Here is a 20,860-nt window from a genome sequence, read left to right on the forward strand (position 1 = left end):
GGACCCACCGATGTCGGAGACCCGCGCCGACGCCCGCACCCCGCTGGACCGCACCCCCCAGTGGGCCGCCCTGGCCAAGCACCGGGCCGAACTGGGCGACACCCACCTGCGCGAGCTGTTCGCCGCCGACCCCGAGCGCGGCCGCCGCCACACCCTCCAGGTCGGCGACCTGCACGTGGACTACGCCAAGCACCTGGTCACCGACGAGACGCTGGAGCTGCTGCGCGCGCTGGCCGCCGCCACCGGCGTCGCCGAGCTGCGGGACGCCATGTTCCGCGGCGAGAAGATCAACAACACCGAGCACCGCGCCGTCCTGCACACCGCGCTGCGCGCCCCGCGCGGCGCCGTGATCGAGGTCGACGGCGAGAACGTGGTGCCCGAGGTGCACGCGGTCCTCGACAAGATGGCCGCCTTCGCCGACCGGGTCCGCGGCGGCGAGTGGAAGGGCCACACCGGCAAGCCGATCCGCACCGTCGTCAACATCGGCATCGGCGGCTCCGACCTCGGCCCGGCGATGGCCTACGAGGTGCTGCGCTCGTACGCCAAGCGCGACCTCGACGTCCGCTTCGTCTCCAACGTGGACGGCGCCGACCTGCACGAGGCGGTCCGCGACCTCGACCCGGCCGAGACGCTGTTCATCGTCGCCTCGAAGACCTTCACCACCATCGAGACCATCACCAACGCGGTCTCCGCCCGCGACTGGCTGCTCACCGGGCTGCGCGCCGGCACCGACGCGGTGGCCAAGCACTTCGTCGCGCTGTCCACCAACGCCCAGGGCGTGCAGGACTTCGGCATCGACACCGCCAACATGTTCGAGTTCTGGGACTGGGTGGGCGGCCGCTACTCCTACGACTCGGCGATCGGCCTCTCGCTGATGATCGCCATCGGCCCGGACGCCTTCCGCGAGATGTTGGACGGCTTCCACCTGGTCGACGAGCACTTCCGCACCGCGCCGCCCGAGCAGAACGTCCCGCTGCTGCTCGGCCTGCTCGGCGTCTGGTACGGCGCGTTCTTCGACGCCCAGGCGCACGCAGTGCTGCCCTACTCGCACTACCTGTCCAAGTTCACCGCCTACCTCCAGCAGCTGGACATGGAGTCCAACGGCAAGTCGGTGACCCGCGACGGCACCCCGGTGGACTGGCAGACCGGCCCCGTGGTCTGGGGCACCCCCGGCACCAACGGCCAGCACGCCTACTACCAGCTGCTGCACCAGGGCACCAAGGTCATCCCGGCCGACTTCATCGGCTTCGCCAAGCCGGTCGCCGACCTGCTCCCCGGCCTGGTCGCCCAGCACGACCTGCTGCTGGCCAACTTCTTCGCCCAGACCCAGGCGCTGGCCTTCGGCAAGACCCCGGAGGAGGTCGCGGCCGAGGGCGTGCCCGCCGAGCTCGTCCCGCACAAGACCTTCAAGGGCAACCACCCGACCACCACCATCCTGGCCGGCGAGCTGACCCCCTCGGTGCTCGGCCAGCTGGTCGCGCTGTACGAGCACAAGGTGTTCGTCCAGGGCGCGGTCTGGAACATCGACTCCTTCGACCAGTGGGGCGTCGAGCTGGGCAAGGTGCTCGCCAAGCGGATCGAGCCGGTGCTGCTCACCGGCGAGGGCGCCGAGCAGCTGGACAGCTCCACCGCGGAGCTGGTCGCCCGCTACCGCGCGCTGCGCGGCCGCTGAGCCCGGGTCGGGCCGTCCGCTCCGGCGGTCGGCCCGGTCGGCCCGAGCTGGGGGAGGCCGGAAACGCCGGAAGGCCCTTCGCTCTCGCGAAGGGCCTTCCGGCTGTCTGTGCGCCGCCAGGGACTCGAACCCCGGACCCGCTGATTAAGAGTCAGCTGCTCTAACCAACTGAGCTAGCGGCGCCTGCTGACAGAGAAGACTCTAGCAGCGCCCTGCGGCCGAGCCAAAATCGAATACCGGCCGCCCCGCGTTCACCCCCCGGTCACGACGGCCGCCCTGGCGGGAACCGGCTCGCCCTCCTCGCGCGCCGCCCGGACGCAGGCCCAGAGCACCACCGCGGCGCCGGGCAGCCGGGGGTCGCGCCGCTCCGGTGCGACGATCCACCGGCCGGCGCCCTGCCCCGGGGAGTCCGGGCTGTTCACCATCCGCTGCAGCGGCGGCACGGTCACCGTGTCGCCCTTGCCGTGGCACAGCAGCGGCGGCACGTCCCGGGCCCACTCCTCCCAGGCCAGCAGCCGGCGCAGCCGGGGCGCCGCACCCGGCTGGACGAACAGCAGCAGCCGCCCCCGGTGGGAGGCCACCGGCCCGCAGCCCGGCCCGGAGGCCCACAGCTCGTCCAGCACCCGGCGGCCGAACAGCGCCGGCATGCTGATCACGTCGAAGGCACGCCCGCAGGGCAGCACCGACGGTGCCCACGGGCGGCTTTCCCACAGGGCGCGCATGCTGCGCGGGTACTCGCTGGCGGAGGCGAGCCAGGCCTCCCCGGCCGCGCCGACGTACTCGACCGACGGCTGCATCACCGACGGGTACCTCACCGACTGCTGCGTCACCGACTGCGGTGTCCAGATCTCCACGGGGAGCAGCCTGTGCGGCGCACGCCCGGGCCGGGACGGAAAGCGCGGTTCGCCGGACAGCGTGGCGGGCGGCGGCGTACCCTTCCCCGCCGCGCATATGCCGGCGGCCCGTGTCCGGCCGGCGGGCGCGGGGGGCTCAGTCCTCGTGCCGGCGCGGCTGGAGCAGGGTGCGGCCGTACTCGATCATCTTGGCGGCGTAGTCCGGGGTCCAGTCCGCCCGCTGGGCGATCTCGGCGTCGGACTGCGCGTCGAACCGGCGCGGGTCGGCGAGCTGCGCGGCGGCGACCGCCTGGAAGTCCGTGGCCCGCTCGGCGGCGGCCCGGAAGGCCAGGGCCAGTTCCGTGGAGCGGCGCAGCAGCTCCGCCGGGTCCTCGATCGACTCCAGGTCGAAGAATCGTTCCGGCTCGGGTTCGGCGGACTGCGGCTCGAACAGCAGCTGCACCGGACGCAGGCGCCTGGTGGGTTCGGACGACTCTGGGGAGTCGGGCATGGACGGACACCTCCGGGTCTCGGGTGGGGGTGGAAGGACATCTGCTCCGGGCTGCGCCGCCCGGTCGGGGCCGCCGTCCATTGTCTCGCGGCGGTGGCCGGTAGCGGAACGGTGCGCACGCGAGCGCTATTCCCCGGCGCGCGCCGGACGGGTGCCCCGCGCGCTGCGCTTCCGGATCGCAGGCGAACCGGTTGTCCCGGTGTACCCGGTCGGTGCCCGGAAGCGCCGGTGCACCCGGCCGTCCGACGAAGCTGGAGAGCACCCCCATGCGCGTGAGAAGGAGCCTCGCGGCCCCCGCCCTGTCCGTCCTGTCCCTGCTGGGCGCGCTGTCCGCGGCCGCCGCCTCCGTCGCCCCGCCCGCCGCGGCCGCCGAGGAGGCGCTGGTGGTCGCCGGGGATCCGAGCGGCCCGGGCGGCGTCTCGACGGCGACCTGCCCGTCCGGCACCCACCTGACCGGCGGCGGCTACCGGCTCCAGCCGGACGCGGACGGCCCGGTGCGCACCAACGGCCCCACCGCCGACGCACGCGGGTGGAGCGCGCGGGCGGAGCGGGGCGCGGTGGTGGCCTTCGCGGTCTGCGAGACCGAGGACTGACCCAGGCCCTACCCAGCTGACTGGCTAGCGCAGGCGGACCCGGTGGCCGCTCAGGTGGTCCAGCACCTGGTGGTTGGCCTCCCAGCCGTCCGGGAAGGCCACCGGGACGCCCAGCTGCACCGGCTCGGTCGCGGGGTGCTCGTCCAGCAGCTCGGCGATCCCGGCCCGGGCCACCACGATGCAGGCGTGCCGGTGCCGGGAGGCGAGCACGCAGAGCCGGCCGGTCTCCAGGTGGAAGGCGGTCGCGTCGGGACGCCCGGAGAGCGGGTGCAGCACCACGGTGACGTCGTACTCGCGGCCCTGGAGGCGGTTGGCGGTGTCCACCGTGACGGCCGGACCGGCCGCGCCGTCCACCGGCACGCCCGCCTTGAGCAGCGCCGCGCGCACGGCCGCCGCCTGGTCCCGGTGGGCGGTGCCGACGGCGACCCGGTCCGCGGTGAGCGGGGTCCCGCCCTGCTCGGAGTGGGCGGTCAGCCCCCGTTCCAGCAGCCGGCGGACGGTGGCCGCGACGGCCGCCACGGCCTGCGGGTCGGTCCGTACGGTGTGCCGGGCCGGCAGCTCCAGCAGGGCCCAGCCGTGCTCGGCGGCCCGGTCGATCACCGCGTCCAGGGCCGAGCCGTCCGCGCGCACGGAGGCCGTCAGCCGGCGGTCGTCCGGGCCGGTGCCGGAGCGGAACGGCGTGTACGGGTAGAAGGCCCGCGAGATCAGCGGAGCGGCGCTGGCGGGCAGCCGCCAGGAGACCGGCAGCCGGTGCGGCTCGATCTCCGGGTTGTGCGCCAGCATGGTGACCACCGCGCTGCCGGACGGGTCGTACGACAGCCCGGCCCACTGCTCGGTGCCGACCACGGTGAACGGGTCCAGCTGGCCCGGGTCGCCGACGAACAGCGCCCGTTCGAACAGCCGGGCCACCGCGAGCAGGGCGTCGGAGCGCATCTGGTACGCCTCGTCGACGATCGCGTGCCGCCACGGGGCCTCGGCCCGCACCCACTGCCACTTGGCCGAGGTGGAGATCACCACGTCGTGCTCGACCAGGTCGGCGACCTTGTCGGAGGGCGTGACGTTGGCGTGCTTCAGCACCTCCGGGCCGGGCCGGGAGTCCGCGGCGTGCAGCCGGCCGATCGTCAGCTCCGGCGCCTTCCCGGCCAGTCGGCCGACCAGGTCGTCCACCTGGCCGTTGGTCTGGGCGACGATCATCAGCCGTTCGCCGGCCTCGACCAGCTCGCGCGCGGCCCGCACCACGAGCGTCGACTTCCCGGCGCCGGGCGGGGAGTCCACCACCACACCGCGCGGGGCGCCGGCCGGCGGACGGACGGTGGCGGCCAGGATCCTGGCCACCGCGGCGTCGGCGGCCTCGCCCGGGGCCTGCTCGCCCGGGGTCTGCTCGGGGATCATCGGACGGCTCACTCCCACTCCTCGGAGACGGACGGGGCGGGTACGGGCGCGGCGCCGGGCGGGCCCCCGTGGGTCCAGGGGGTGTCGTCCGGCTCGGGCAGCGGCGCGGACTGGCGCACCGTCAGCTCGAACAGGGTGAAGGTGACCGACTCGCCGGGCTCGGGCAGGCTGCCCGGCTCCGGGTCCTTCCTGCGGCCCATGCCGGAGAGCACCCGCAGGGTGAGGGTGCCCTCGGCGGCGTCCACCGCGACGATCTCCGCCTTCTGCGCGGACGGGCCGTGCACGCGGTGCACCTCACGGCCGAGGTCCGCGTGCGGGCGGTCGACGGTGCGCAGGGTGACCAGCGGGCGCGGCTTGGGGGAGCGGCCGGCGGTGTCCCAGTCCGGCACCACCTCCGTGACCACGCCGCTGAACGCCTCGCCGGCCAGCCGGTGCTCGGCCATCGCCAGCGGGTCGTCCAGCGCCTCCTGGACGTCGAGCCGGGCCTGCTCGCGCTCGCGCTGGGCGAGCTTGCGGGCCGCGGTGACGGCGTCGTCCTGCCGGGGCTGCGGCGGCTCGCCGGCCGCCAGCCGGTCCCGGTGGCCGGTGTAGGACCAGCGGTCGCCGGTCCAGCGCTCCTCCAGGTGGCCGGCCGGCGGCAGGGCGCGCAGCAGGTCCAGGCCCCGCCAGACGTCCCGCCAGGTGGGCAGCAGGACGGACGACAGCGCCTCCTCCAGCGCCGCCACCGCGGCCCGCACGGCCGCCCGGGCACGTGCGGCGGCGGCCTCGTCGCGCTCCTCGGTGCTGTGCTGCAGGGCGCCCACCGCGGAGTCGTAGCGGGCGATCGCCGGGGCGAGCACGGACTCGTCGAAGCGGGGGTCGGTCGCCGGTCCGGCCGGCGGGTGCAGCAGCTGCCCCCGGTCGTCCCGGGCGGACTCGGCCAGCTCGGCGGCCCGCGCGCCGGTCAGGCCGGCCGGCGGGTGGTGCCAGGCGAGCCGGGCCGCCAGGTGCTGGTCCTCCAGGTGGCTCTGGCCGGTCGCCCAGTGCCGGGCCAGCAGACCGGTCATCGGCAGCAGCAGCGAGGAGCCGGGCACCTGGGCGCGGTCGGTGAGGTGGGTCAGCCAGCGGCCGAGCAGCGGCACCCGGACCGGCGCCGGGTACGGGCCCGGCTCCTCGTCCTCGGCGGTGCGGCGGAACCGGGTCGAGCGGCCGATCAGAGCGAGGTGGCGCACGCCCGCGCTGTTCGGCACGATCAGCTGCGGGGCGTCCGCGCACAGCTCGCGGAACACCTGGGTCTTCTCGCCGGTCTCCGGATCCTTCTCGGAGCCCTCGATCTGCTCCACGTCCTCGGCGAAGGACTCCAGGTAGGGCAGCAGGTCGGCGGCCAGCTCGGCCAGGAAGTCGAACCGCAGGGTGCGGTTGAGCGGCTGCGGCACCAGGTGCAGCCGGGGCGCGTCCCGGTCGGTGCCGAGCATCACCGCGAGCGGCGCGCCGGACTCGCCGGCGGCGGTCAGCGGGACCAGCACCATCGGGCGGTCGGACAGGTGCCGGTGCCGGACGGTGGCCAGCGGCTCGGCCCGGCCGCTGCGGACGGCCTCCAGCCGGGCGAGGGTGGTGAGCAGACTCATGCGTGCGCCCCCGGGGCCGTGGCCGCGGCGCCCAGGGCTGCGGCGCCCAGGGCCTCGGCGCGCAGCGCGGCCGCGTAGGCGAGGCGCTCGGCGGCGTCGTCCGCGCCGTCCAGGTCCTCGCTCTTGGTGCCGGCGGCGGCCAGCGCCTCGGCGACCGTACGGATGCTGCCCAGTTCGCCGCGCACGCCGCGGCCGAGCTGCTCGACCCGGTCGCCGCAGCGGGCCCGGGCGCGGCAGTGGAAGCCGAGTTCGCAGGTGGACAGGCAGTCCGGGCTGTACGCGGCGGGCACCGCCTCGACCGAGGCGGCCAGCTGCTCGGCGGTCCGGGCCGGCGCGCCCTCCTCGTCGGCGGCCAGGTCGAAGTCGGTCCCCGACGGCAGCGCCTCCAGCAGCCGGCCGATGCCGGTCAGCCGGCTCAGCTGGCGCCGGGTGATGGCCAGTTCGCGGCGGACGTCGACGGCCACCGCGGTCGGCCGGTTGCCGAAGTCCTTCGGGCAGACCAGCAGCACGCCGGTGCGCGGACTGCCCGGAAGCCGCTGCTCGGTGTACGGGTCCTCGGCGAGCGGCTGCCCGGCCGCCGCGGCGGCGGCCTGCTGGAGCGCCAGCACGTACACGGCGGCCTGCCGGGCGGCGGCGCCGACCTTGGCCGGGTCCGCGCTGCCGTCCAGTACCGGGAAGGACTTGATCTCGACCACGGTGCACCGCCCGCCGTGCACCACCAGCGCGTCCGGCTCCAGGTAGGCGGTGCTGCCGGCCACCCCCAGGCGCAGCATCGGGTGGTCGAGCAGCGTCCAGGCCTCCGGGTCGGCGGCGGCCCGGGCCAGCGCCTCGGCCGTCCGGTCGGCGCGGACGGCCGGGCCGGAGCGGTGCAGCAGGTCCGGCACCTGGAGCGGGGTCCGGTCGTCCGCCGGGACGCCCAGGTGGTGGCGGAGCGGCTCCAGCAGCGCGGCGTAGCCGTCCGCCTTCAGCCGGGACTCGAAGATCACGCCGCGGGCGATGGCGAAGGGGGACTGGCCGAAGGGGGCGGGGCGGCCGAGCCGGGCCGCCAGCGCCGACTTGTCCACCCCGGCCGCGTCGAGCACGGCACGGCGGTGGCAGCCCGGATTGGCGGCGAGCGCGGCGAGGGAGCGGGCGTTCAGACTGCGCTGCGGGGCCGGTCCGCGCAGCTCCGCGAGCCGCTGGGCGAGCGGCTCAGCGGGCCCGCCCGGCGGGACGTTCGTCGAGACGTTCATGGTGCGGCCCAGTGTCGCATCCGGGTCCGACAACGCGGTGCGGACCGGCCGTCGGACGACCGGACGGCACACCGCGGGCCCGGAAGGGGGCGCCCGGCGGACCGTGCCCACCGGCGCGCGCGGCGCGGCCGCCGGTACCGGCCCCGCGATCGTCTCCGCCGCCCGGGTGGGGGATCATGGAACCCGGTGCTCAATGGTGAGACCGAAACCGTTGCCACCGCCCTGCAGCTGCTAGGAGCCCCCATGCCCGCCCGCATCGTGCTGGTCCGCCACGGCGAGACCGAGTGGTCCGCCACCGGCCGCCACACCGGTCGCACCGACATCCCGCTGACCGAGGAGGGCCGCGCGATGGCCCGGGCCCTCGGCGCCCGCCTCGCCAAGGCCCCCTGGAACGGGTTGCCGGACGCGCTCGTCTACACCAGCCCGCTCGGCCGGGCCGAGGAGACCTGCGAGCTGGCCGGCTTCGGCGACCGCGCGGTGGAGCGCCCGGAACTGATGGAGTGGGACTACGGCGCGTACGAGGGCCGCACCGGCGCGGACATCCGGGCCACCGACCACCCCGGCTGGCTGATCTGGCGCGACGGGGTGCCCGGCGGCGAGAAGCTCTCCGACGTGGCCGAAAGGGTGGACGCCTTCCTGGCCGGCCTCAAGGAGGAGCACGGCGTCCCGGAGCCGGACACCACCGTGATGCACTGCGCCGACCGGGACGTCGTCCTGTTCGCGCACGGCCACCTGCTGCGGATCCTGACCGCCCGCTGGCTGGGCCTGCCGCCCGAGTTCGCCCAGCGCTTCAAGCTCGGTACGGCCGCGCTCTGCGTGCTGTCCTGGGAGTACGGCGCGCCGGCGGTGGAGATCTGGAACGACCTGTCCCACCTGGACGGCCTGACCGCCGGGCACTGACCGCGGAGCCCCGGTCGGCTCGGCGGCGCCGAGGGATCCGGGGGATCCCTCCGGGGCCGCCCGGGCTCTAGGCGGCCGCCGCCCGGTCGTAGTCGGCCAGGAACCGCCGCACCTCGGGTACCGCGACGTGCGGGCGCAGCCGTCCCGCGGTGTCCGCGAGCATGCTCCGGATCCGGGCCGAGCGGACGGCGCCGAACAGCGCGACGGCGGCCGAGCCGTGGTGCGCCGCGCCGGCCAGGTCCCCGCGGCCGAGCCGGTCGTGGGCCAGCTCGGCGGTGTACAGCACCCGGTTGCGGACGAAGTGCGGCTTCTGGAGCGTTATCGCCAGCCCGGCCTGCTCGCTGGCGCGGTCCCAGTCGCCGAGCGCCGACCAGCACTGCGACTGGAGGCCGGCGATCTCGGCCTCGCCGAAGAAGGACATCCACTCCGGGTCCCGCTCGCCCGGGCCCCGGTCGAACAGCGCGTACGCCCGGCCGAGCGCGCGCTCGCAGGAGGCGCGGTCCTGGAGCAGCGCCCAGGCGCCGGCCTCGCGCATGCCCAGCAGGGCGAGCAGCCGCTCGGAGCCCAGTTCCCGGGCGGCGACCTGCCCGGCCTGGGCGGCGCGCAGCGCCTCGCGCGGGCGGCCGGCGTCCCGGGCGAGGAAGGCGCTGTTGCAGAAGACGTGCGCCTCCAGGGCGGAGTCCCCGGCCATCCGGGCGGTGGCGAGCGCCTCGGCGTAGAACGAGCGGGCGTCCGCGAGGCGGTTGGAGTCGTGGGCCAACCAGCCGACGGAGATGGCGAGTTCGCCGGCCCCGGCCTGGAGCCGGCGCTCCGTCTCGGCGCTGTACTCGCACTCGTTGAGCAGCACGTAGGCGTTGCGCAGCGACTGCCCGGCGAGCTCGTACAGGGTGTCCGCGCCGTGCGCGTCGTCGGCCAGCCGAATCTCCCGGACGGCCTGTTCGACGCCGAGCACCTCGGCGGCGCCGACCCGGCGCGACGGCGCCACCGGCCCGGGCCGGCCGGGCACCAGCGGTTCGCCGCCGAGCAGCGACGGTGCGGTGAACTCCGCACCGGGAAAGGCGCCTTGGCCGCTGAGCACGGCAAGGGCGCGGTCGGCACCGGCCGGCCGACCGGCGGCCGCGGCCGGTCGGTCGATGCCGATCACGGCGGCCAGCGCGGTGGTGCCGCCGGCCAGGAACGTACGGCGACGCACGTCGTCGTTCTCCTCGTCGAGATTGGGCGATCCATCGGGCCCCCGGGGCGCCGTCCCGGGACTCGGCCAGCGGGGCCCGTCCGGAGCGGCTGGATCCGCGTACGGCGAGGCAGCGTACGGGAGTTGAGTGGAGAGTGGTGAGCGCGGGGCGGACGGGGGCGGGAACGTCGGGTGGAGCGGAGGCGGTTCGCTCCACCCGCCGGGTCCGGCCGCCGGGCGGCGGCGGACGGCGGTCCGGGGGGCGAAGCCGAGGTCGGTGAGCGTGCGGTCCGGCCACATGTGCCGGAATACCCGCTCGTAGGCGTAGTTGGGGCAGCGGATCTCACCGGATTCGACCCGTCCGACGTAGCGGGCGTCGCAGGACACGTGCTCGCCGATCTCGCGGGCGGCCCTGCGGACGGCCGTGGCGAACTCGCCCGGTGAACGGTCGCCGCGCAGTGCGCGCATCACGGCGTTGGGGGACGGTCGGTTCGGCTCGGCCGGTGGGGTGGCTGCCATGGCGCCGAGAGTACTCGGAGTCACCGACCGGCCACATTCGGTTGGCAGGACATCTGCCGTCAAACCATGGCAAAAGGGGCGATGTTGCGGGATATCCGCCATGAAATGCCATGCCTTGCTGTAAGGCGCCCCGTGGCCTGGAGCGTGGCCGCCACGTTGTCCTGGTACGCGGAAAAAAAGCCCATGCCGTAGCCCCGGCCCGTCCCGGCCCGGCGGCCCCGCCCGACGGCTGTGCTTCCGGACCGACGAGGTACAGGAGAGCCCATGATGGCCACCGGACTGCCGCAGTACCGCCCCGTCCGCGGGGGGATGCCCGCCGGCGCCGCTCCCGCCCTGCTCCCCGAACCCGCCGACGACCGGCTCTCCGGCCGGGGACCGGTCGGCGGCGGCCGCCTCCCCTGCGGCGGCCGCCGGCGCGAGCGCACGACCCCCGACGAGGGCACCCTTGTCACCTCCTGCGACACCGTGACCGTCGCCCTGCGGCACGGCCTGGAAGCCGTCGACATCCTGAGACTGCGCCGCGCCTGCGGAGCCGTCCTGCAGAGCCGCAACGGCAGCACCGTCTCCTTCCTCGTCCCGGCCGGCACCTGGGAGACCTGGCACCTGCCCGGCAGCTCCTGTACCGCCGGCGCGCTCGTGCCCGCCGGCACCGACCCGCGCTGGGTGATCCCGCCCTCCGGCGCCGGCCGCACCGCCCGCCCCACCGACGCCTGGGTGCTCCGCTCAGCCCTCTGCGAGGCCGCCTGCACGCTCACCGCAGGCGGCCTCGGCCCGTTCTAGCGGGCGCGCCGCGCGGATCCCGCCGGGCGCCCGAGCCTCCGGCCCGGTCCCCGCGGCACGCCCCTGACCCGCGGGTGTTCCACCCCGACGGCGATAATGGCCGGTATGGGACGAAGCAGCAGAGCCGCGCGCGGCCCGGAACCGGCGGCCACCACCGGACCGGGCGGACGCACCCACGCCCAGGGCCCGCTCCGCCGTCCCGTCGGCTCCGGCCTCGCCGAGCTGCGCCCCGACCGCGACCGGCCCGCCGCCTGGTCGCTGCTGATCGACGGCGCCCCGCAGTCCCTGGTCGACCTCGCCGACCCCACCCACCTCGGATTCGAGTACCAGCGCCGGCTCGGCCACCTGATCGACCTGGTCGCCCCGCCCGGGCGTCCGCTCACCGTCCTGCACCTCGGCGGCGGCGCCCTCACCCTGGCCCGCTACACCGCCGCGACCCGGCCGCGCTCCCGCCAGCAGGTCGCCGAGATCGACACCGCGCTCACCGAACTCGTCCGCGCCGAACTCCCGTTGGAGCGCGGCTGGCAGATCAAGGTGCGCGGCGCGGACGCCCGCAGCGTGCTGGAGCGCACTCCCGAGGACAGCGTCGACCTGGTGATCACCGACGTCTTCTCCGGGGCCCGCACCCCCGCCCACTGCACCACCGTCGAGTTCACCACCCTCGCCGCCCGCGCCCTCGCCCCCGGCGGCTGGTACGCCGCCAACATCGCCGACGGCGGCGCCCTGCCCTTCGCCCGCTCCCAGGTCGCCACCCTCGGCACGGTCTTCCCCGAGCTGTGCCTGATCGCCGACCCCGCCGTGCTGCGCGGCAAGCGCTTCGGCAACCTCGTCCTGGCCGCCGCCCACACCCCGCTCCCGGTCGCCGAACTCACCCGCCGCGCCGCCTCCGACTCCGCCCACGCCCGGGTCGAACACGGGCGCGCCCTCACTGACTTCGCGGCCGGGGCCGTTCCGGCGACGGATGCCACGGCGGCGCCCTCGCCGGAGCCGCCGCCGGGGGTCTTCCGCTGACGGCCGGTTTCCGGCTTCCGGTCGCCGAGCTCATCCTCTGCGCGGCCTGCGACAACGCCCACGCGAGGGTCGAACACGGCCGTGCCCTCACCGAATTCGCCGCCGGAGCCGTCCGCTGACGGCTGCCGCCCGCCGCACCCCGGGCCGTTCGCCGGCGCCGTGAAGTCTGGGGTAAATCCGTTGGCGGACGACCGAATCGAGGCCGACAATGGCGCTGCCGTTTCGGCCACCGACCCGAGGGGGAGCCATGGAGATCAGGCCGGCCCGGCCGGAGGAAGCCGCGCGGCTCACCGGCATCGCCCTGCGGTCCAAGGCGTACTGGGGCTACGACGAGGCGTTCATGGCCGCCTGCCGGGCGGAGCTGACCGTGGACGCCGGTGTGATCGAGCGGTCGGCCACGATGGTGGCCGAGGACGACGGGCGGGTGCTGGGATTCGTCTCGCTCTCCGGCGCACCGCCGACCGGATCGCTGGACCAGCTCTTCGTCGAGCCCGAGTCGATCGGCCGCGGCGTCGGCCGCGCGCTGTTCGAGCGGGCCCGGGGCCTGGCCGTGGAGCTCGGCCTGCGTCGGTTCACCATCGACTCCGACCCGAATGCCGAGCCGTTCTACCTCGCGATGGGTGCCACCCGGATCGGCAGCGTCCCGTCCGGCTCGATCCCGGGGCGTGAACTCCCGCTGCTGGTCCTGGAGCTGGCCGCGCAATAGGCAGGGGCCGCGCGCCTGGCGGCGGGAGGTGCCTCCTCGGCCGCGGGACGCACAACACGCCGACGCCCTGACCCGACCACGCCCCGGGCCACTCCTCGCCCTCCCGCCCGCGGCCCGCAGGGGCAACGAGCCCCGGGCTTCGGCCGGGAGATGTCCCACCGCCGTCCGGCGACGCACACACCCCGACACCTTCGGGCGAACGACGGGCGGCCGAGCGGGTGGGGGAGGGTCAGGCCCCGGCCCGTTCAGTGCCCGCGCGGCAGCCCGCGGTGCTTGCACATGGCGGCCCCCGTGAGCAGCAGGCCGGCGGCGATGGGGGCGAGGACGGCGGTCGCGGTGGCGGAGCCGTCATGGGAGGTGGTCGCGGTGTCGGCGATGGCCACCGTCGCGGGTGTCCTGCCGTGCCCGGGTGCGGTGGGAGTCGTGGAGTCCGTCGGGCGGTCGGGATCGGCGGTGGGCCCGGTGTCGTCGGCGGTCGTGGCCGCCGCCTCCTGGACCAGCGGTTCCTCCGCCGCCCCGCGCTGCCGGGGAACGGCGGGAAGGGCGGCGTCGGTGCGGCGTCGGTCGGCGGACGGCGGACCGACGGGTCCGCCCTCGCGGAAGGCGCGGGAGCCGTCGGAGCGGGAGCTGTCGGAGCGGGAGCTGTCGGAGCGGGCCTGGGCGGGGACGACGTCGAGCAGGCCGGAGGCGAGGGCGAAGGCGTCGGGGACGGCCGCCCGTTGGCCGGGCAGGGGCAGGCCGCCGGCCCGGATGCGTTCCTGGAGGGTGTCGCCGACCGCTCCGGTGGCCCCCGCGCCCTCGGTGATCCCGCCGCCCGGGCCGTTGCCGCCCGGTTCGTCCCCGGCGGGCCCGGGGGAGCGGTCCGGCGGGCCGTCCTTCGGCGGCCTGCCCGCCGACGGCCCGGACCCGACGGGACGTTCGGCTGACTGCCCGTCGAGGGCCGGTCCGTCGAGCCCCGGCCGGTCGAGTGCCGGGACGCCGTGCAGCGCGCGCCGGACGGCGGGCCGGGCCGGGTCCGGCGGTGGGTCGGTGGTGGCCGCGTAGGCCCCGGGGGCGCCGACTCCCCAGAGCTGCGCGAGCAGGGCTCCCGCGGCCGCGACGATCCGGGGGCGGGGCAGCCACCGGGTGATCCCGCGGCGGGCACCGGCGACGCCGCGAGGGGCGGGTTCCTGGGGCTTGGTCGCGTGATTGGCTCGCACGTGAGTCGAGAACGAGCGGCCGGGCGGTGAGGTCACGCCCGCCGTCACGGACAGTCATCGCGGGCGTGGCCCCGGGGCCGCCGCTCCCGGGGCCACCGGCCGCGTGGCGGTCAGGAGTTGGGGCGCAGGGTCCAGGTGACCGTCATCACGCCGGTGACGGCGCCGTCGGCGCGGGTGATCTCGACGGTGACCGGGAACTCGGGGCGGCCGCCGGCGTCCAGCTCGGCGACGACCTCGGTGGCCGGGCGGCCGAGCACGGCGGTGGCGGTGACGTCGCCCATGGCGAGCTTCTTGTACGCGATCTCGGCGTTCACGGCGAGCGGCACGGCCCGGGACAGCTGGTCGCCGAAGGCGGCGAGCACGATGCAGCCACTGGCGGACTCGGCCAGCGTGAACATCGCGCCGGCGTGCGGGCCGCCGACGTGGTTGTGGTACGCGGGCTGGTCCGGCAGGCGGAGCACGGCGCGCTCCGGGGTGGTCTCCAGGTACTCCAGGTTGAGGGTGTGCGCCATCGGCACGGTGTCGTCGAGCAGCTTGCCGATCGTAGGTGTGGTCATGGCGAAGATGTTACTAGCCGGTAGCTTCCGGCGGCAGGGGGGCGGCCGGAAAGTCGACCGGGCAGGCGGGTGTGAGGGGGCGCACATTCGGGCGGGGGGCGTGCAACTGAGGCCGTGCACAGCTGAGGGAACGCGAAAACGCCTGAGGGGCCGATCTCTTGAAGAGATCGGCCCCTCAGGCTCTGGGGTGAGTGACGGGACTCGAACCCGCGGCCACCTGGACCACAACCAGGTGCTCTACCAACTGAGCTACACCCACCATCTGTCCGGTCCGTTCCCGCTCTCGCGTTCCCGTTCCGACAGGAAGAACTCTACAGGATCCGAGAGGGTGCTCGCGCCAGGGTTTCCGTCCGGCGAACGCGGGCACCTTCTCCGACCCTCCGGCGGGGCTCCGCCGGGCGGTCCCGGGATCGGCCCGCACGGCGGCCCCGGGCTCAGCTCGCCGGCGCCTGGTACTTCCCGGCGATCGCCCGCGCGGTGTCGGCGTCCGGGCCGGGCTGCGGGACGAACACCGCCTCGCGGTAGTACCGCAGTTCGTTGATGCTCTCCCGGATGTCGGCGAGCGCCCGGTGGTTGCCGCCCTTCTGCGGGCTGTTGTAGTACGCCTTCGGGTACCAGCGCCGGGCCAGCTCCTTGATCGAGGAGACGTCCACGATCCGGTAGTGCAGGTGCTTCTCCAGGGCCGGCATGTCCCGGGCCAGGAAGCCGCGGTCGGTGGCCACCGAGTTGCCGCACAGCGGGGTCTTCCCCGCCTCCGGCACGTGCTCGCGCACGTAGGCGAGCACCCGCGCCTCGGCCTCGGCCAGGGTCACGCCCTGCTCCAGCTCCTCCAGCAGCCCGGAGGCGGTGTGCATCTCGCGCACCACCTCGGGCATGTTCGCCAACGCCTCCGCCGGCGGCCGGATGATGACGTCCACGCCCTCGCCGAGGATGTTCAGCTCGGAGTCCGTCACCAGCACCGCGACCTCGACCAGGGCGTCCCGGTCGAGGTCGAGGCCGGTCATTTCACAGTCGATCCATACCAAACGGTCATTCACACAACTCACCCTACGGCGCGATCACGCGCCGCGGGGACCGGTGGAGCCGAGCGGGGTGCCTCGGCCTGGTGCTCCTCCGGCCCGTCGTGCGCGCCGGGGCCGTCCGGGTGCTCGCCGTCCCGGCCGGCCCGGACCGCGTGGCCGTCCCGTCCGGTCCGGGCCTCGCGCGCCGCCCGGGCGCCCTCGGCCGCGGGCCGGCCGACGGCCTGGCCGCGGACCTGCGGTGCCCGGGCCTGGCGACCGCGGAGGTCACCCGGGCCGGAGCCCGGCTGCCCGGTCGGGGCCGGCATCCGTCCGGTGGCCGGGCCGTGACCGCGCCCGGCCACCCCCGGCTCGTCCGCGGGTCGCTCGGCCGCGCTGCGGTGCCCCTGGCCCTGGCCGCGGACCCCCGGCTGGGGGAGGCCGTCCTCCGCCGCCGCGTGCTCGGCGGTGCGCGGCGGACGTCCGGTCCCCGATCCCGGTCCGGCCTGCTGCGGAACCACCGCCGGCCGCAGCGGACCGCGCCCCGTCGCACCCTGCTGCCCGGGGTGCGACTGCTGCGCGGCCTGCTGGTGCGGGTACGGCTGACCGGCCCGGGGGTGGAAGCCCTGGCCGGTCGGCGTCCCGACCTGACCCGGACCGAACCCGCCGGGCTGTCCGGACGCTCCCGGCTGCCCGTGACCGACCTGCTGGCCGTGCTGCCCGTGCTGACCGGGTTGCCCGTGCTGCCCGTGCGGGACCGGCTGCCCGTGCTGCCCGTGCTGTCCGACCGCGAGCGGCGCCCCCGGACCGGCCGGGAACGGCTGCGCCGACGGCACACCGTGCGCCCCGCCGAACAGCGGCCCGCCCGCCTGGGCGACCGCGCCCGCCGGGTGCGGCAGCGCTCCGGGCAGCCGCAGGTCGCCGAGCGCACCGGCCGGCGCGCTCGGCTGCTGACCGGGCCGGCGGGCCCGGTAGCTGGTCCGGTACGCGGCCGGGGAGACCCCGAGCTGGCGGCGGAAGTGCCCGCGCAGCGCCACCGGCGAACGGAACCCGCACCGGCGCGCGACGTCGTCCACCGACAGTTCCGAGGTCTCCAGCAGCCGCTGTGCCTGGAGCACCCGCTGGGTGATCAGCCACTGCAACGGCGCGCTGCCGGTCAGCGTGCGGAACCGCCGGTCGAAGGTGCGGCGGCTCATGTAGGCGCGAGCCGCCAGCACCTCGACGTCGAACTGCTGGTTGAGGTTCTCCAGCGCCCACGTGACCACCTCGGCCAGCGGGTCGTTGCCGATCTCCTCCGGTAAAGACTGATCGATGTACTGGGCCTGTCCTCCGCCGCCGCGGCGGCTCGGCACCACCAGGCGGCGGGCCAGCGCGTTGGCCGCCTCGGCGCCGTGGTCGCTGCGCACCACGTGCAGGCACAGGTCGATGCCGGCGGCGGTGCCGGCCGAGGTGAGCACGTCGCCGTCGTCGACGAACAGCTCGCGCGGGTCGACGTGGACCCGCGGGTAGCGCTTGGCCAGCGTCGGCGCGTACATCCAGTGGGTGGTCGCCGGGCGGCCGTCGAGCAGGCCGGCGGCGGCCAGCACGAAGGCGCCGGTGCAGAGTCCGATGATCCGGGCGCCCTCGTGGTGGGCCTTGCGCAGGGCGGTGATCGCCTCGACCGGCGGGGGCTGGGAGATCGAGCGCCAGGCCGGAACGACGATCGTGCCGGCCCGGGCGAGCGCCTCCAGGCCGTACGGGGCGGAGAGGGTCAGGCCGCCGGTGGTGGCCAGCGGGCCCTCCTCGCCGGCGCAGACCAGCAGGCGGTAGCGGGGAACCCCGGCGTCCTGGCGGTCCACGCCGAAGACGGAGAGCGGGATGGAGCTCTCGAAGATCGGGGCGCCGCCGAAGATCAGCACCGCGACGGTCTCCCGGCGGCGCCGGCCGGACAGCTTGCGCGGGGCGGAGGACGTCATCGGGGTGGGGGAGCCGTTCGCGCCGGGCCCGCCGTGGCCCAGCGGGCCGTGGCCGGAACCGGCGCCGAGGGCGAGGCCGCCGAGCGGACCGCCGCCCTGACCGGGGGCGGCGACGGGGGCGCCGTTCAGCCCCGGGGTGCCGCCGCCGTAGCCGAGATGGCCGGAATGGCCGGGGTGACCGAGGTGGCCGCCGTAGTGGCCGGGATGGGCGAGGTGTCCGGGGTGGCCGGAATGGCCCGGGTGTTCGCCGCCGTAGGGCTGGCCGGGACTGACGAGTCCTCGGCTGACGGGCTGTCCGCCGAAGGGCGGTCCGCCGACGTGCTGGCCGGCGAAGGCGGGCTGGCCTCCGTAGGGGGACTGGCCCCCGTGGGGCGTCGCCACGCCGTGGTCCGCGGTGGTCGGCGCCGCACCGGGACCGACGCCGGCGCCCGACCCGGGGGAGGACACCGCGGGGTACGAGGAGTGCGGAGCGGCGCCCGGGGTGCCGGAGGTGCGGGTGGTGGCGATCGCGGCGGTGCCAGTGCCTCTCGCGGACCGACCCGCGCCGCCGGCCGCCGCCTGGCCGCTGTCAGGACCCGCGTCGCTCCTGCTCACCCTGCTCAAGGCGCTCAAGCCCCCTCGGTGGTGTGGTGTGGGTGGTGCGGCACTGCTGGCCAAGATCGAAATCTATCGGGTGGACCATTGCCGTTGTGACAAGTTCACCATCCGACGCTATGTCGACATGGCAATTTGGCGTGATGCATTCGATCACGAAGCGTGGCACCCGTCGACCTTTCTGGGAAGAGGGCCGGGGCAACGGTGGCTGGTTGTCGCGGGGCGGTTCCTGGGGCGTCCGGCTCCGGTGCGCCCGGCCGGCTGGTCTGGGCTGCGGATTTGCCCAAGCGGGAGGGATCGGAGCGAAATTGACCGAAAATCGGCGGTGCACGAGGGGGCGCACGGGGAGAAGTTGTGCGCCTCCCAGGCTTCATCCGGCCAAGCCCAGGACGGCCGAACAGGGAACCGGACCGCCGGGTTACGGTCCTGCCGTGAAGACCAACAGCCGGCTCGAACGGGCCAACGACAACGCCGCCGCCTTCTGGCTCGCCCAAGCCCGCGTCCACGGCTGGCAGTCCCGCACCCGCCCGGGGCTGACCGCGGTCCGGTGCGCCCGGACCCCGGACGACGCGCACCGCATCGTGGTGACCCGCCCCTACGACGAACCGGAGGCCGTGGCGCAGGAATTGGCGGACCTGATGGTCGAGTGGTCGACCATACGCTGCACCGTCGAGGACCCGTACGACGGGCTCGACCTCTCGGGTCTCGGGGCCACCCGGATGCCGCTCATGCCGGTGATGGTCCGGGACCCCGGACCGGTCGAAGGCGCGACCACCGTCCTGCCCGCGGTCTCGGAGGCGCACGGAGGCGGCGTCCTGACGGTGGATGAGGCACGCGAGGGCGACAGCTTCGCCATGGTCGAGCGGGCGATCGTGGAGGGCTTTCCGCTGCCCGCCCGGCAGCCCTGGGTCCGGGGCGAAGCCCTCCCGGAACAGCTGCTGGACACACCCGGCTGGCGGGGCTGGCTCGGCCGCGTCGACGGCGCGGTGGCGGGCACCTGCCTCACCTATGACGACGGCCGGGCCACCGGCGTGTACTGGGTCGCCACCCTGCCCGACTGGCGCGGCCGGGGAGTGGCCCGCGCCGTCCTGCAGACCGCGCTGGCCCACGCGCACCCGGACCGCCCGGCCACCCTGGTCGCCACCTCGCTCGGCGAACCGCTCTACCGCAAGCTCGGGTTCGTCGAGCAGGCCCGGACCTGTTGGTGGGCCCGTACGTCGGCGGAGCCCGTGGGGTAGCCGGAACCCGTGGGACGGCCGGAGCGGGGTGGCGGGTGGTGGCCGGCGGCTGAGCGGCTGACCGGCTGACCGGTGGCTGATCGGCGGCTGATCGGTGGCGGCGGCGCGGGGCGGGGAGCAGGTGAGGGGCGGGGTCGGGTGGGGTGATGCGGGGTGATGCGGGGTGATGCGGGGTGATGCGGGGTGTGCGTGCGGGTGCCGGCCGGGCCGGAGTGCGGCGGGGATGCGGCCCGGTTTCGGAGGGGGATGTGACCGGTGCGGAGGGGCGGCCGGCGCTACTGGGCGGCCGCCGCTGCGGCTGTGACCGAGGCCGTGGCCGGTGCGGGGCGGAGGCCGTCCGCGGCCGGGCCCGGTCGGCCGACCGCCCGGGTCCCGGATTCCGCTCCGGTGTCCGTGTGGGCCTCGGCGATCACGGCAAACCCGCCTGATCGGTTTCGGACACCGGGCCCGCCTGCGGGGACGGGCTCGCGAACCGGCCCGGTGGTTGCGGAAACGGATGCGCTCGCGAGGTCCAGGGCGGCCACCGCGGGACGTGCGCCGGACCGTGCGCCGACCAGCGCCGTCGTGCGTCCCGGCACCCCCGCTGCCGCCTTCCGGAGCGGCCGGTCGGAACGGGCGCCCGGCCGGGGCGAGGGCGCGTTCCGGGCGGCGAGGACCTGGCCGACCGCCTCCGGCAGACCGGCCGCCTTCAGGGTCGGGCGGTAGCCGCTCTCCGCCCACGGCCGGCCGTGGTGCAGCCAGACGCTGCGCAGCCCGGTCAGTTCGGCACCGGCGATGTCGGCGGGTGCGTGGTCCCCGATCATCCAGGTGTGTTCGGCCCAGTCCCCGGTGGGTGCGATGCCGCACCGCTGGGCGGCCATCTCGAAGATCAGCGGGTCCGGTTTGACGCAGTCGGCCTCCTCGGAGATGACCCAGCCGTCGACCAGCGGGCTCAGGCCGGTCCGCCGGATCTTCTCCAGCTGCGGCCGGGTGCCTCCGTTGCTGACGATCCCGAGCGTCCACCCCGCCGCCCGGGCGGCGCGCAGCGCCTCGATGTGCCGGGGCGGGCAGTGGATATGGGAGTTGATGCCGCGTCGGTAGTGAGCAATCAGGAAGTCGGCGGAGACGTCCAGCCCGTAGCGGCGCCGGACCGCCGACAGTACGGTGCTGCGCGGAACGTATCCGCCGCCGTCGAGGGTGACGAACCAGTCGACGTCGCCCGGTGGGAGATCGTGTTCGGACAGGAAGTCCTGCGCCCAGGCCAGGTAAGCGGCGTCCCGGGGCAGCAGGGTGTTGTCGAGGTCGAACAGGAGCAGGGGCATGCCAAGCATGGTGCCAGCGGCCACGCCTATGCACCTGGCAAATGCCAGACGGCGTCGCGAAGCCGTACGGAGTGGCCGAAACGGCCTCCGC

Annotated in this window: 17 protein-coding genes, 2 tRNA genes and 1 pseudogene; 7 read left to right on the plus strand and 13 right to left on the minus strand. The window is 75.6% G+C overall.

Going from position 1 to position 20,860, the window contains the following annotated elements:
* Positions 1-10 precede the first annotated feature (10 nt).
* The gene (pgi, locus tag ACFWP2_RS13545) at positions 11-1,672 is read left to right on the plus strand and encodes a glucose-6-phosphate isomerase (protein ID WP_380450525.1); all 1,662 of its coding nucleotides are present in this window, start codon (positions 11-13) and stop codon (positions 1,670-1,672) included.
* A gap of 109 nt (positions 1,673-1,781) precedes the next feature.
* On the opposite strand, the gene ACFWP2_RS13550 is transcribed toward pgi, so the two are convergent.
* The 3 genes from ACFWP2_RS13550 to ACFWP2_RS13560 form a co-directional block, all read right to left on the minus strand.
* Positions 1,782-1,855: transfer RNA gene (locus tag ACFWP2_RS13550), tRNA-Lys, on the minus strand.
* Between the two features lie 68 nt (positions 1,856-1,923).
* Positions 1,924-2,526 carry a bifunctional DNA primase/polymerase gene (locus tag ACFWP2_RS13555; RefSeq protein WP_380450526.1) on the minus strand — a complete coding sequence of 201 codons (603 nt, stop codon included), beginning with the start codon at positions 2,524-2,526 and terminating at the stop codon, positions 1,924-1,926.
* Between the two features lie 136 nt (positions 2,527-2,662).
* Positions 2,663-3,016, minus strand: coding sequence for a hypothetical protein (locus ACFWP2_RS13560; protein ID WP_380450527.1), 354 nt, complete (start codon positions 3,014-3,016; stop codon positions 2,663-2,665).
* A gap of 266 nt (positions 3,017-3,282) precedes the next feature.
* Here ACFWP2_RS13560 and ACFWP2_RS13565 point away from each other — a divergent pair, with 266 nt between their 5' ends.
* Positions 3,283-3,609, plus strand: coding sequence for a hypothetical protein (locus ACFWP2_RS13565; RefSeq protein ID WP_380450528.1), 327 nt, complete (start codon positions 3,283-3,285; stop codon positions 3,607-3,609).
* 24 nt (positions 3,610-3,633) lie between these two features.
* Here ACFWP2_RS13565 and ACFWP2_RS13570 read toward each other — a convergent pair whose 3' ends face one another.
* From ACFWP2_RS13570 to ACFWP2_RS13580, 3 genes are read right to left on the minus strand one after another with little or no spacing between them, the layout of a single operon-like run.
* A complete protein-coding gene (locus ACFWP2_RS13570; RefSeq protein WP_380450567.1) occupies positions 3,634-5,001 on the minus strand; it encodes an AAA family ATPase in 1,368 nt (455 codons plus the stop codon).
* Between the two features lie 8 nt (positions 5,002-5,009).
* Complete coding sequence (locus ACFWP2_RS13575) at positions 5,010-6,608, minus strand: hypothetical protein (protein WP_380450529.1); 1,599 nt, start codon at positions 6,606-6,608, stop codon at positions 5,010-5,012.
* Entirely contained in the window at positions 6,605-7,840 is a 1,236-nt protein-coding gene (locus ACFWP2_RS13580; protein WP_380450530.1) for a hypothetical protein, read from the minus strand. The genes ACFWP2_RS13575 and ACFWP2_RS13580 overlap by 4 nt, the downstream gene beginning before the upstream one ends.
* Before the next feature lie 243 nt (positions 7,841-8,083).
* On the opposite strand from ACFWP2_RS13580, the gene ACFWP2_RS13585 reads away from it, so the two are divergent.
* The gene (locus ACFWP2_RS13585) at positions 8,084-8,740 is read left to right on the plus strand and encodes a histidine phosphatase family protein (RefSeq protein ID WP_380450531.1); all 657 of its coding nucleotides are present in this window, start codon (positions 8,084-8,086) and stop codon (positions 8,738-8,740) included.
* Between the two features lie 67 nt (positions 8,741-8,807).
* Here the strand turns inward: ACFWP2_RS13585 and ACFWP2_RS13590 are convergent, their stop codons facing one another.
* Positions 8,808-10,430 (minus strand): tetratricopeptide repeat protein, encoded by a 1,623-nt coding sequence (locus tag ACFWP2_RS13590; RefSeq protein ID WP_380450532.1) that lies wholly within the window; start codon positions 10,428-10,430, stop codon positions 8,808-8,810.
* 264 nt (positions 10,431-10,694) lie between these two features.
* Here ACFWP2_RS13590 and ACFWP2_RS13595 point away from each other — a divergent pair, with 264 nt between their 5' ends.
* The 3 genes from ACFWP2_RS13595 (at position 10,695) to ACFWP2_RS13605 (ending at position 12,927) form a co-directional block, all read left to right on the plus strand.
* A complete protein-coding gene (locus ACFWP2_RS13595) occupies positions 10,695-11,210 on the plus strand; it encodes a hypothetical protein (protein WP_380450533.1) in 516 nt (171 codons plus the stop codon).
* A gap of 105 nt (positions 11,211-11,315) precedes the next feature.
* A complete protein-coding gene (locus ACFWP2_RS13600; RefSeq protein WP_380450534.1) occupies positions 11,316-12,221 on the plus strand; it encodes a spermidine synthase in 906 nt (301 codons plus the stop codon).
* 247 nt (positions 12,222-12,468) lie between these two features.
* Positions 12,469-12,927, plus strand: a complete 459-nt coding sequence (locus ACFWP2_RS13605) for a GNAT family N-acetyltransferase (RefSeq protein WP_380450535.1) — start codon at positions 12,469-12,471, stop codon at positions 12,925-12,927.
* A 245-nt stretch (positions 12,928-13,172) separates the two neighbouring features.
* Here ACFWP2_RS13605 and ACFWP2_RS13610 read toward each other — a convergent pair whose 3' ends face one another.
* From ACFWP2_RS13610 to ACFWP2_RS13630, 5 genes and pseudogenes are all read right to left on the minus strand, one after another.
* The gene (locus ACFWP2_RS13610; protein WP_380450536.1) at positions 13,173-14,126 is read right to left on the minus strand and encodes a hypothetical protein; all 954 of its coding nucleotides are present in this window, start codon (positions 14,124-14,126) and stop codon (positions 13,173-13,175) included.
* 110 nt (positions 14,127-14,236) lie between these two features.
* Positions 14,237-14,683, minus strand: a complete 447-nt coding sequence (locus ACFWP2_RS13615) for a DUF4442 domain-containing protein (protein WP_380450537.1) — start codon at positions 14,681-14,683, stop codon at positions 14,237-14,239.
* A 183-nt stretch (positions 14,684-14,866) separates the two neighbouring features.
* Positions 14,867-14,942: transfer RNA gene (locus ACFWP2_RS13620), tRNA-His, on the minus strand.
* Between the two features lie 175 nt (positions 14,943-15,117).
* Positions 15,118-15,720: an oligoribonuclease gene (orn, locus tag ACFWP2_RS13625; protein WP_380450538.1), complete on the minus strand. Its 603-nt coding sequence runs from the start codon at positions 15,718-15,720 to the stop codon at positions 15,118-15,120.
* A 910-nt stretch (positions 15,721-16,630) separates the two neighbouring features.
* A pseudogene (locus ACFWP2_RS13630) lies at positions 16,631-17,636 on the minus strand (helix-turn-helix domain-containing protein); the annotation flags it as partial.
* Positions 17,637-18,661: 1,025 nt separating this feature from the next.
* Here ACFWP2_RS13630 and ACFWP2_RS13635 point away from each other — a divergent pair.
* Positions 18,662-19,468 carry a GNAT family N-acetyltransferase gene (locus ACFWP2_RS13635; protein WP_380450539.1) on the plus strand — a complete coding sequence of 269 codons (807 nt, stop codon included), beginning with the start codon at positions 18,662-18,664 and terminating at the stop codon, positions 19,466-19,468.
* Positions 19,469-19,743: 275 nt separating this feature from the next.
* On the opposite strand, the gene ACFWP2_RS13640 is transcribed toward ACFWP2_RS13635, so the two are convergent.
* Positions 19,744-20,769 carry an HAD family hydrolase gene (locus tag ACFWP2_RS13640; protein WP_380450540.1) on the minus strand — a complete coding sequence of 342 codons (1,026 nt, stop codon included), beginning with the start codon at positions 20,767-20,769 and terminating at the stop codon, positions 19,744-19,746.
* Positions 20,770-20,860: the final 91 nt, after the last annotated feature.

Source organism: Kitasatospora sp. NPDC058444 (genome assembly GCF_042721415.1).
Lineage (GTDB): Bacteria > Actinomycetota > Actinomycetes > Streptomycetales > Streptomycetaceae > Kitasatospora.

Bases quoted from the DNA above. Each gene is read 5' to 3' on its own strand.
- pgi (WP_380450525.1), top strand. From the start codon at position 11: ATGTCGGAGACCCGCGCCGACGCCCGCACCCCGCTGGACCGCACCCCC.
- ACFWP2_RS13560 (WP_380450527.1), bottom strand. From the start codon at position 3,016: ATGCCCGACTCCCCAGAGTCGTCCGAACCCACCAGGCGCCTGCGTCCG.
- ACFWP2_RS13565 (WP_380450528.1), top strand. From the start codon at position 3,283: ATGCGCGTGAGAAGGAGCCTCGCGGCCCCCGCCCTGTCCGTCCTGTCC.
- ACFWP2_RS13570 (WP_380450567.1), bottom strand. From the start codon at position 5,001: ATGATCCCCGAGCAGACCCCGGGCGAGCAGGCCCCGGGCGAGGCCGCC.
- ACFWP2_RS13575 (WP_380450529.1), bottom strand. From the start codon at position 6,608: ATGAGTCTGCTCACCACCCTCGCCCGGCTGGAGGCCGTCCGCAGCGGC.
- ACFWP2_RS13580 (WP_380450530.1), bottom strand. From the start codon at position 7,840: ATGAACGTCTCGACGAACGTCCCGCCGGGCGGGCCCGCTGAGCCGCTC.
- ACFWP2_RS13585 (WP_380450531.1), top strand. From the start codon at position 8,084: ATGCCCGCCCGCATCGTGCTGGTCCGCCACGGCGAGACCGAGTGGTCC.
- ACFWP2_RS13590 (WP_380450532.1), bottom strand. From the start codon at position 10,430: ATGGCAGCCACCCCACCGGCCGAGCCGAACCGACCGTCCCCCAACGCC.
- ACFWP2_RS13595 (WP_380450533.1), top strand. From the start codon at position 10,695: ATGATGGCCACCGGACTGCCGCAGTACCGCCCCGTCCGCGGGGGGATG.
- ACFWP2_RS13600 (WP_380450534.1), top strand. From the start codon at position 11,316: ATGGGACGAAGCAGCAGAGCCGCGCGCGGCCCGGAACCGGCGGCCACC.
- ACFWP2_RS13605 (WP_380450535.1), top strand. From the start codon at position 12,469: ATGGAGATCAGGCCGGCCCGGCCGGAGGAAGCCGCGCGGCTCACCGGC.
- ACFWP2_RS13615 (WP_380450537.1), bottom strand. From the start codon at position 14,683: ATGACCACACCTACGATCGGCAAGCTGCTCGACGACACCGTGCCGATG.
- ACFWP2_RS13640 (WP_380450540.1), bottom strand. From the start codon at position 20,769: ATGCCCCTGCTCCTGTTCGACCTCGACAACACCCTGCTGCCCCGGGAC.